The sequence below is a fragment of the Vibrio minamisatsumaniensis genome, from assembly GCF_050337445.1.
GTDB classification, from domain to species: domain Bacteria; phylum Pseudomonadota; class Gammaproteobacteria; order Enterobacterales; family Vibrionaceae; genus Vibrio; species Vibrio artabrorum.
Genome location: NZ_JAKJSY010000065.1, coordinates 18,531 through 28,017, shown reverse-complemented (window position 1 = coordinate 28,017; position 9,487 = coordinate 18,531). Strand labels below are relative to the sequence as shown.

Sequence of the window (9,487 nt, the reverse complement as noted above, 5' to 3'; positions counted from 1 at the left end):
GTTGTATCACTGTAAATTTTTAATGGAATAATGTGTTATTTGTGATGACTTGTTTTGTTATTTCAGTTGATTATCGCCATAATACGAATTCGCTGTGTAGCACGATTTTATTGACTTGCGCGAAGTCGCAAAGATAGCGTTAATTGATTGTAATCACTTTGTGATTATTATAGTTTTTTAATTTAAAGTTAGCTCAAAAATTACCCTACAAAGAACGTATAAGAAAAAGCCCTCAAGGAGAATAATAATGAAAGTAGCTGTTATTGGTGCCGCTGGTGGCATCGGTCAAGCCCTAGCCCTATTACTTAAGAATCGTCTACCTGCTGGTTCAGATCTTGCTCTTTATGACATTGCACCGGTAACACCGGGTGTTGCTGCCGATCTTAGCCATATTCCAACGCCTGTTTCGATCAAAGGTTATGCAGGTGAAGATCCAACACCGGCACTAGAAGGTGCGGATGTGGTGTTGATCTCTGCGGGTGTGGCGCGTAAACCGGGTATGGATCGCGCTGATCTTTTCAATGTAAATGCTGGTATTGTTAAATCCCTTGCAGAAAAAATTGCAGTTGTATGTCCAAACGCTTGCGTAGGTATCATCACGAACCCTGTAAACACAACAGTGCCAATTGCGGCTGAAGTACTGAAGAAAGCGGGCGTTTACGACAAGCGTCGTCTATTTGGTATTACCACTCTTGATGTCATTCGTTCTGAAACGTTCGTTGCTGAACTAAAAGACAAAGATCCAGGTGACATCCGTGTTCCTGTTATCGGTGGTCATTCAGGCGTAACGATTCTTCCTCTCCTTTCTCAAGTTGAAGGCGTCGAGTTCACTGACGAGGAAATCGCAGCATTAACGACTCGTATCCAAAATGCAGGTACGGAAGTCGTCGAAGCGAAAGCGGGTGGCGGTAGTGCGACACTGTCTATGGGTCAAGCAGCTTGTCGTTTTGGTCTTGCTCTAGTGAAAGCGCTTCAAGGTGAAGAGAACGTGATTGAATGTGCATACGTTGAAGGTGAAGGCGAACACGCCCCATTCTTCGCTCAACCCGTTAAACTAGGCAAAGAGGGGGCAGAAGCGATCCTTAGCTACGGTGAACTGAGTGACTTTGAGCGTAACGCATTAGACAGCATGCTGGAAACGTTAAATGGTGATATTGAGATTGGTGTAGAATTCGCGAAATAAGCGGGACGCCTTTAAACTCAGCCAAAAAATGATGAGTAAAAGCCGGTCTTGATGACCGGTTTTTTGATCCTAGCATTCAAGTTGCTCGTATTTTCTTCTGTTATCGAGATGGAGGTGCAGCTTATGGCGACGGTTACAAAAGGTATGAATGTTGAATATTTGGGGCGCTTAGGAAAAATATTAGTCATTGATGAGCAAGAGCAGTATGCCTTAGTAGAGACTTATCATGGACATGAGCAGTATGCAGTGCCAATGGAAGAGCTTGAAGAAATTGAAGCTCAATTACCGCTATCCTTGGAAGCGAGCCGGTATTGAAAGTCGCGGCAACACAAATGTTTGTTCAGAACTAAAAAAAGAGCTTAACGGCTCTTTTTTTAGTTCTCTATAGCACCGTGCTTCTAAGACGAGATGTTCATCTTTGCTTGGTTACTTACTGCGTTTTACTGCAAGGTGTGCGAGTGCGGTTAGCGCTTGCTTATATTCAGAGTCAGGCAGCACAGAAAGCTCAGCAATCGCTTTATCGGCTTCTTCATAGGCTTTATTGATGGTGTACTCTAACGAGCCTGTTTCTTTCATAACAGCCATAATGTCGTCGAGACGCTCCATGCCATTCGCTTTTTCAATCGCCTCACGGATCATACTTGCTTGCTCTGGAGAACCATTGTGCATCGCATAAAGTAGAGGCAGTGTTGGTTTGCCTTCAGCAAGATCGTCACCAACGTTCTTACCCATCTCTTTACCATCAGCGGTGTAATCCATCACATCATCAATCAGTTGGAATGCGGTGCCTAAGAATTTCCCATAGTTTTGCATTGCGGTTTCAATTTCTGGGGATGATTCTGTCAGTATGGCACCAATTTGTGTCGCAGCTTCAAACAAACGTGCAGTCTTAGAATAAATGACCTGCATGTAGCTTTCTTCTGTGATGTCCGGGTTATTACAGTTCATCAATTGTTGAACTTCACCCTCGGCAATGACGTTTACTGCTTCACTCATGAGCTCAAGGATCCTTAATGATCCTAGCGTAGTCATCATTTGGAATGAGCGAGTATAAATAAAGTCCCCAACCAAAACGCTAGCGGCATTACCGAAAGCTGCGTTAGCCGTTGCCTTACCGCGTCTCATATCTGATTCGTCAACAACATCATCATGAAGCAGTGTCGCTGTATGAATAAATTCGATAAAGGCAGCGGAGGTGATATGAGCTTCACCTTGATAACCTAGAGCTCGAGCAGATAAAAGGACGAGTAAAGGGCGTAGGCGTTTTCCACCGCCACTAACGATATAAAAACCAAGCTGGTTGATTAAACTTACGTCAGAATTAAGTTGAGTTTGAATTGTTTCATTCACTTTTGCCACATCATTGGCAGTAAGCGTTTGGATAGCTTTAAAATCCATTGTTCATCCGGCTGAAGTTAGACCCTGTAAGGCTTATACGTTGTATTTAATTGTTGGATGATACACTAAAAAACATTGATTAATACATCGCTTAAAGGCATCATTGCTGCACTTTTCTTTGGCGAACAGGTTTTCGCCAATTTTTTAAAAATATGGCTTGTCATAGCGGCATGATTCCCGTAGAATCTGCGCCCTATTGATTAGTTTAGCGCACACCCGAGTTGTACAATTAACAACCATAGGCTGTGCGGAAAAAGCGGAGTAAAATATGTACGCTGTTTTCCAATCTGGTGGCAAACAACACCGAGTAAGCGAAGGTCAAACTCTTCGTTTAGAGAAATTAGACGTTGAAACTGGTGCAACTGTTGAATTTGATAAAGTTCTTCTTGTTGCTAACGGCGAAGAAATCGCTGTTGGTGCACCTCTTGTTGAAGGTGGCAAAGTGACTGCGGAAGTAGTACAACACGGTCGTGGCGATAAAGTTAAAATCGTTAAGTTCCGTCGTCGTAAGCACTCTCGTAAGCAAGCTGGTCACCGTCAGTGGTTCACAGAAGTGAAAATCACTGGCATTAACGCTTAAGTATTAGGAGAGTTTAACAATGGCACATAAAAAAGCTGGCGGTTCTACTAATAACGGCCGCGATTCAGAAAGCAAACGTCTTGGTGTTAAGCGTTTTGGTGGTGAATCTGTTCTTGCAGGTAACATCATCGTTCGTCAACGTGGTACTAAATTCCACGCTGGCACAAACGTTGGCATCGGTAAAGACCATACTCTTTTCGCTCTTACTGAAGGTAAAGTGAAATTTGCAGTAAAAGGTCCTAAAAACCGCAAGTTTGTAAGCATCGAAGCTGAGTAATTTAATCTTTTATAAGATTTTTATACTAGCTTTCAAGCTGAATTCAAAAGCCCTGCCGATTCGGCAGGGTTTTTTATTTATAACAAGAATAAAAAAGTAGACGCTCTGGCTTTGATTTTTGAGAAACGGTTTAGTTTTTAAAAAGCAGTACGCATAGAACCTCTCCTTATTTGTTCCTTGATTGCAGATCGACCTGGATCTTAGGTGATCGATCTACACTCGGATCTGCTAGAATTTATATCACTCCTTGGAGAGTGATAACGCAACGTAAGTGCGGAGTTAAAAAATGAAATTCGTTGATGAAGCATCAGTAAAAATAGAAGCCGGCGATGGCGGTAATGGCACCGTCAGCTTTTGGCGCGAAAAATTTGTCGCTAAAGGTGGTCCTGATGGCGGTGATGGTGGTGACGGTGGTGATGTTTACATTCAAGCCGATGAGAATTTAAATACGTTGATCGATTATCGTTTCCAACGTTTTTACAGCGCGGAACGTGGCGAGAACGGCCGCGGTGGTAACTGTACAGGTAAACGTGGTAAAGATATTACTCTGAAAGTACCCGTTGGTACTCGTGCGGTTGATATTCACACTAATGAAATCGTGGCTGAAGTTGCTGAACATGGCAAAAAAGTCATGGTTGGTAAAGGTGGCTGGCACGGTCTTGGTAATACGCGCTTTAAGTCGTCAGTGAACCGCGCTCCTCGTCAAAAGACTATGGGTACTAAAGGCGAAGTTCGCGAACTGCGTTTAGAGCTTCTTTTATTGGCTGACGTTGGCATGCTTGGTTTGCCAAACGCGGGTAAATCTACCTTTATACGCTCAGTATCGGCTGCGAAACCAAAAGTGGCGGATTACCCATTTACTACTTTGATCCCAAGCTTGGGTGTGGTGAGTGTGGTTCCTGAAAAGAGCTTTGTTGTTGCCGATATTCCGGGATTGATTGAAGGCGCAGCTGATGGCGCAGGTCTGGGTATTCGTTTCTTGAAACACCTTGAACGTTGTCGTGTTCTTCTACACATGATCGATATTTTACCAATTGATGGTTCTGATCCTATTCAAAATGCACTGACGATCATTGATGAGCTTGAACAATACAGTGAAAAAGTGGCACAAAAACCTCGCTGGCTAGTGTTTAACAAAGTTGACCTAATGCCTGAAGAAGAAGCGGATGAAAAGATTCAAGAAATCGTTGAAGCTTTAGGTTGGGAAGGTGAGTACTTCAAGATCTCTGCTGTGAACAAAATCGGCACTAAAGATCTTTGCTTTAAACTGGCTGAGTTCATGGAGAACCTGCCTCGTGAAGTTGAAGCCATTGAAGAAGAAGAAAAAGTGAACTTCATGTGGGACGATTACCACAAAGATGCCATGAGTGGTAAGAATGTCGTGACTGAAGATGATGACGATTGGGATGACTGGGATGACGAAGAAGATGACGGTCATGTTATCTATGTTCGTGACTAGCATCTTTTATCGACAATCGTTTGAACAATAAACATAATAAAAAGAGCCTGAATTAGATTCTGGCTCTTTTTTGTCTGTGCTCAACAGAATTTGGCCTACTCACTCTCAGTCAGTGATTAGATATCGCCTGGAAAAGCACTCGAGAATAAGGTGGAAATTTTCGATACGCAGTAATTCTACGATCAAAAGTTCTAACGCAGTCACGAGTCTTAAAACCCGCTAGAATGACCAGTTAATGTTATACAATTGGTTTTATCTCAAGGATCAGAGATTATGCACCTAAACCAGAAAATCTCCAATGTTGATGCGTTTATCTTTACCCATTACCGTATCATCCATGGTGTTCGTATTGCAGTCGCGTTTGTCCTCACTTTAATTCTTGCGAATTATTTTGAGATTCCGGAACGAACTTGGATCCTAATCACCTTATTTGTAGTGATAGGACCAATATCATACCTAGGCAATGTTTTGCCAAGGGCCTGGCATCGTGTGCTGGGTACGTCTCTTGGGGCGGTATCAGGGATCGTCGGCATAGCAATCAGTCAATATTCGATGGTGCTAATGTATCTATGGTGTGCGGTGATTATCTTTCTGAGTGCCTATTTTGCGCTTGGCAAGCGACCGTATGTTGGAATACTGATAGGCATTACCTTGGCTGTTACCCTAGGGGCTGTAAATGCCGATGTCGATGTGGCGATATGGCGCGGCGTTGATGTGACAATAGGCTGCATTATTGCCGTATTATTTTGCCTTATCTATCCACAGCGTGCATTTATCCATTGGCGATTGCGCATCGTAAACACCTTAAAAATTTTTTCTAAAGTTTACCATCTCTCTTATTCCCCCAATGTGCTAGAAAAGCCTAATCTTGAATTGTTTCAAAACACGCTTTTTAAAGAGATGACGACGATTACGACTCTTACTTCACCATCAGCCAAAGAAACCAAACTCAAGCGACAGTTGCTCGATGCTATTCAGATTCAGTTGCGCAATCTGCTAAGTACTATTGAACTCCTTAACCATTCTTATTGGGGGGATAGAGAAAGTCATTTGAATATGCTGTGGTCTAAATCGCTAAAACAGTGCCAGCAGCAAGTGGAGCAAGAGTTTAATAACCTAGCTTATTTAGTTGAAAAAGGTGAGGTTCGAGGTGGTGTTAGCATTGAGGAAACCGAAGAAATTATTAGTGAATTAAAAGATATTATTGCTGAATTTGGCGGTGAAAAATCTAATATCTATGGCTATGTTTGGCTTAACCTGAAGCTGATTGAGGATCTTGGAAATCTTAAAAAACTACTGATTTTTGCTCTCAAACTTTCGTCAAAATGATCAGTTCGTTTCGGCCTTCAATTTTGGTTGCTCTTAATCAATTAATTTAAAATTACCAATATTGTTTTATATGTAAACCCAATAGAATATTGTTTTTATTATTAACAATCCTCAAAGAGATAGAATGGAATCTAAACAACGCGCTGTTTCTCGTTTAATCGCTCAAGCGGGGCAGATGTTGCATGCTCATGGCGCTGAAAGTGCGCTTACTAGCGGCATAATGGAGCGTATTGGCCTTGCATGTGGTATGGATGAAGTTGAAGTTGCACTGTCTGCCAATGCATTAGTTGTTACAACGGTCATGAATGATCATTGTATTACGACGACTCGAAGCTGTTCTGATCGTGGTATTAACATGCAAGTGATCACGGATATTCAGCGAGTATGCATCATGATGGAGAAGGGGATTCTCGATTACGGGTTAGCGTATCAGAAGATTCAAAATATTAGTCCCAAACGTTATAACCGTTGGTTAGTTGTCATCATGATTGGCTTATCTTGTGCATCTTTTAGTCGTCTTGCTGGCGGAGATTGGCATGTATTCATGATGACTTTTATTGCTTCAGCATGCGGTATGTTTGTCAGACAAGAGATCGGTCATCGACATTTTAATCCGTTATTGAATTTTGCTATTACAGCTTTCGTTACCACGACTATCTCGGCTCAGGCGGTGCTTTACAATATTGGTGGCCAACCAACTATTGTGATGGCTTCATCGGTGCTGATGTTAGTTCCCGGCTTCCCTCTGATTAATTCCGTTGCGGATATGCTTAAGGGGCACATTAATATGGGGTTGGCTCGTTTCACTATGGCCAGCCTATTAACTCTAGCTATAAGCTTAGGTATTGTTGCGGCTATGAGCTTATCAGGCGTTTGGGGGTGGGTAAACTAATGGATATTGTCGAAATTTTTGTTGGTTTGTTAAACGATATGTTTTTTGCTGCGATTCCTGCTGTCGGGTTTGCATTGGTCTTCAATGTTCCTCAGCGGGCGCTCATTTATTGTGCTCTGGGGGGCTCTATTGGCCACGGTAGTCGCTATTTGATGATGCACTTTGGTATTCCAATCGAGTGGGCGACGTTCTTTGCTGCCACCACAGTTGGCATGATAGGCGTTCATTGGTCGCATAAAATTTTGGCTCACCCTAAAGTCTTTACCGTTGCAGCGTTGATACCCATGGTTCCGGGTGTGTTTGCCTTTAAAGCGATGATTGCAATGGTTGAGATTAATAGGGCTGGATACAACCCTGAGTTGTTGGCGTTATTGATGGAAAACTTTTTGAAATCGATGTTCATTATTGCAGGACTGGCAGTTGGCTTAGCGGTACCTGGGCTGTTATTCTACCGTCGTAGACCTATTGTCTAGCGTTAACTTTCTTTTTGGGGACAGGACTTTCGATTTATGATCATCAGCATGATAGCGGCAATGGCAAACAACCGTGTAATTGGTAAAGATAATCAGATGCCTTGGCATTTACCTGCGGATTTTGCATGGTTTAAACGCTCAACCATGGGGAAACCAGTGGTGATGGGACGTAAGACCTACGACTCAATTGGACGTCCTTTACCGGGTCGATTGAATGTTGTTATTAGCCGTGATGAAAGTTTAAAGATTGAAGGTGTGACTACGGTTACTTCGATTGAACAAGCTCTAGAGTTCGTCAGTGATGTTGATGAGGTAATGATCATCGGTGGTGGTTCAATCTATGAAAGTTGTTTACCTAAAGCAGATAAACTCTATCTGACTTACATCGATTTTGATGTGGATGGTGATACGCAATTCCCAGACTGGGGAGAAGGTTGGAAGCGGAGTTTTAGTGAAACTTATCAAGCGGATGAGAAAAATAAACACAGCATGGAATTTGTTGTTTTAGAGCGCTAATGTCTTATATTGGCTTGCTTTTTTGTTGTTGAGCAAGCCGGAATGGCTGCCGTCATATGGTGGCTACGTCGCGAACTATTGAATCAATGACGGTCTATTGAGTAATGGCATCTTGAGTAAAGTATTGTTTGTCTTCCCAACGAAGAGCCGTCAATTGTCCTCCCCAAACACATCCAGTATCTAAACCAATGACCTCTTTTCCTGAGTAACCCTCTAGCGCCGCCCAGTGCCCAAAGATAACCGTTTTATCGAGTTTTATACGCTGTGGAAGATCAAACCAAGGTACTAACGACTCTGTCGTGATCTCTTGCGGTGGAAGCTTACATGCCATGTCGAGTCGACCGTCAGTAAAGCAGAATCGCATTCTGGTCAGGCTGTTGATCGAATAGCGATAGCGCTCAATCCCTTCTAAGTCTTGATGCCATATATCAGGCGTGTTGCTGTACATATTTTCGATAAGCCACGGCCATTGTTCGGATTTCAATAAGTCCGCAATTTCTCGACTTTCAATACGAGCTCGCTCTAGATCCCATTGAGGAGAGATTCCAGCATGAGACATCACAAATTCAGGATGCTCCTGAATTAATGGCTGTTGCCTTAACCACTCAAATAACAACTCTCTATCTTCTGCATCGAGGATAGGCTGAGTCTTATCTTTGGGTTTTGCGGCAAAAAGGCCTAAGGAGATAGCAAGTAGATGCAGGTCATGATTGCCTAATACCACTTTTGCAGCGTGACCAAGACTACGAATAAAACGCAGTGTCTCCAGAGATTTTGGACCACGAGCCACTAAGTCTCCGGCGACCCACAACGTATCTTGGTGTTTATCAAAGTTAATAGTTTCAAGCAGTAATTGAAGTTCGTCAAAGCAGCCTTGAATGTCTCCGACAATATAATTCGACACAGTAACTTCCTGTAGATGCTAAGGGTAACTAATTAAGGATATTAGGTATAGCGAGTCTAAAAGGGTCAACTTCAGTGATGAAATCGATACCTTTGTTATCCGTCATAACATAATGACCTTGCATAACACCGACTGGAGTTTCGATGACGGTGCCGCTAGTGTAGGTGTATTCGTCTTGGGCTTCAATGACAGGTTGCTGTCCTACTACACCCTCACCTTCTATGGTGAGCTGTTTTCCGTTCGAATCAGTAATCAACCAGCGACGAGACATGAGCTGAACAGTCGTCTTACTGAGGTTTTTGATGGTAATAATGTAAGCGAAGACGTAGCGATTCTTCGTTGGTTCAGATTGCTCCTCTATGTATTTAGAGTGAACTTGGCATTTAATACAAGGCGTAGATATATCCATATTCGCACCTTTTGCTGTCGGTAGGCTAAGGGAAGCGTTCCCTAAAAGTATGACATAGAAAATAGGC

General features: G+C 42.7%; 12 protein-coding genes. 9 read left to right on the top strand and 3 right to left on the bottom strand.

Going from position 1 to position 9,487, the window contains the following annotated elements; translation table 11 throughout:
* The first annotated feature begins 247 nt into the window (after positions 1-247).
* The gene (gene mdh, locus L4B77_RS14755; protein WP_261838772.1) at positions 248-1,183 is read left to right on the top strand and encodes a malate dehydrogenase; all 936 of its coding nucleotides are present in this window, start codon (positions 248-250) and stop codon (positions 1,181-1,183) included.
* 123 nt (positions 1,184-1,306) lie between these two features.
* Positions 1,307-1,498 carry a hypothetical protein gene (locus L4B77_RS14750; protein WP_261838773.1) on the top strand — a complete coding sequence of 64 codons (192 nt, stop codon included), beginning with the start codon at positions 1,307-1,309 and terminating at the stop codon, positions 1,496-1,498.
* Between the two features lie 111 nt (positions 1,499-1,609).
* Here the strand turns inward: L4B77_RS14750 and ispB are convergent, their stop codons facing one another.
* Positions 1,610-2,581: an octaprenyl diphosphate synthase gene (gene ispB / locus L4B77_RS14745; RefSeq protein ID WP_261838774.1), complete on the bottom strand. Its 972-nt coding sequence runs from the start codon at positions 2,579-2,581 to the stop codon at positions 1,610-1,612.
* Positions 2,582-2,849: 268 nt separating this feature from the next.
* Here ispB and rplU point away from each other — a divergent pair, with 268 nt between their 5' ends.
* The 7 genes from rplU to folA all read left to right on the top strand — a co-directional run bounded on the left by rplU (position 2,850) and on the right by folA (position 8,107).
* Complete coding sequence (gene rplU / locus L4B77_RS14740; protein WP_004740823.1) at positions 2,850-3,161, top strand: 50S ribosomal protein L21; 312 nt, start codon at positions 2,850-2,852, stop codon at positions 3,159-3,161.
* Between the two features lie 19 nt (positions 3,162-3,180).
* The gene (gene rpmA, locus L4B77_RS14735) at positions 3,181-3,438 is read left to right on the top strand and encodes a 50S ribosomal protein L27 (RefSeq protein ID WP_004735905.1); all 258 of its coding nucleotides are present in this window, start codon (positions 3,181-3,183) and stop codon (positions 3,436-3,438) included.
* Positions 3,439-3,724: 286 nt separating this feature from the next.
* Positions 3,725-4,897: an Obg family GTPase CgtA gene (gene cgtA, locus L4B77_RS14730; RefSeq protein ID WP_429751327.1), complete on the top strand. Its 1,173-nt coding sequence runs from the start codon at positions 3,725-3,727 to the stop codon at positions 4,895-4,897.
* Between the two features lie 273 nt (positions 4,898-5,170).
* Entirely contained in the window at positions 5,171-6,226 is a 1,056-nt protein-coding gene (locus L4B77_RS14725) for an FUSC family protein (protein WP_429751325.1), read from the top strand.
* A 124-nt stretch (positions 6,227-6,350) separates the two neighbouring features.
* The gene (locus L4B77_RS14720) at positions 6,351-7,118 is read left to right on the top strand and encodes a threonine/serine exporter family protein (RefSeq protein WP_429751323.1); all 768 of its coding nucleotides are present in this window, start codon (positions 6,351-6,353) and stop codon (positions 7,116-7,118) included.
* Positions 7,118-7,591, top strand: coding sequence for a threonine/serine exporter family protein (locus L4B77_RS14715; RefSeq protein ID WP_429751321.1), 474 nt, complete (start codon positions 7,118-7,120; stop codon positions 7,589-7,591). Before L4B77_RS14720 ends, L4B77_RS14715 begins: the two co-directional genes overlap by 1 nt.
* Positions 7,592-7,627: 36 nt before the next feature.
* On the top strand, positions 7,628-8,107 hold the full coding sequence (gene folA / locus L4B77_RS14710; protein ID WP_261838779.1) for a type 3 dihydrofolate reductase: 480 nt from the start codon (positions 7,628-7,630) through the stop codon (positions 8,105-8,107).
* Between the two features lie 94 nt (positions 8,108-8,201).
* Here folA and apaH read toward each other — a convergent pair whose 3' ends face one another.
* Entirely contained in the window at positions 8,202-9,011 is an 810-nt protein-coding gene (apaH, locus tag L4B77_RS14705; protein ID WP_429751319.1) for a bis(5'-nucleosyl)-tetraphosphatase (symmetrical) ApaH, read from the bottom strand.
* Positions 9,012-9,039: 28 nt separating this feature from the next.
* Positions 9,040-9,420 (bottom strand): Co2+/Mg2+ efflux protein ApaG, encoded by a 381-nt coding sequence (gene apaG, locus L4B77_RS14700; RefSeq protein ID WP_372040538.1) that lies wholly within the window; start codon positions 9,418-9,420, stop codon positions 9,040-9,042.
* Positions 9,421-9,487 lie beyond the last annotated feature (67 nt).

Coding starts and splice junctions, on each gene's coding strand:
- mdh (WP_261838772.1), top strand. CDS start 248: ATGAAAGTAGCTGTTATTGGTGCCGCTGGTGGCATCGGTCAAGCCCTA.
- L4B77_RS14750 (WP_261838773.1), top strand. CDS start 1,307: ATGGCGACGGTTACAAAAGGTATGAATGTTGAATATTTGGGGCGCTTA.
- ispB (WP_261838774.1), bottom strand. CDS start 2,581: ATGGATTTTAAAGCTATCCAAACGCTTACTGCCAATGATGTGGCAAAA.
- rplU (WP_004740823.1), top strand. CDS start 2,850: ATGTACGCTGTTTTCCAATCTGGTGGCAAACAACACCGAGTAAGCGAA.
- rpmA (WP_004735905.1), top strand. CDS start 3,181: ATGGCACATAAAAAAGCTGGCGGTTCTACTAATAACGGCCGCGATTCA.
- cgtA (WP_429751327.1), top strand. CDS start 3,725: ATGAAATTCGTTGATGAAGCATCAGTAAAAATAGAAGCCGGCGATGGC.
- L4B77_RS14725 (WP_429751325.1), top strand. CDS start 5,171: ATGCACCTAAACCAGAAAATCTCCAATGTTGATGCGTTTATCTTTACC.
- L4B77_RS14720 (WP_429751323.1), top strand. CDS start 6,351: ATGGAATCTAAACAACGCGCTGTTTCTCGTTTAATCGCTCAAGCGGGG.
- L4B77_RS14715 (WP_429751321.1), top strand. CDS start 7,118: ATGGATATTGTCGAAATTTTTGTTGGTTTGTTAAACGATATGTTTTTT.
- folA (WP_261838779.1), top strand. CDS start 7,628: ATGATCATCAGCATGATAGCGGCAATGGCAAACAACCGTGTAATTGGT.
- apaG (WP_372040538.1), bottom strand. CDS start 9,420: ATGGATATATCTACGCCTTGTATTAAATGCCAAGTTCACTCTAAATAC.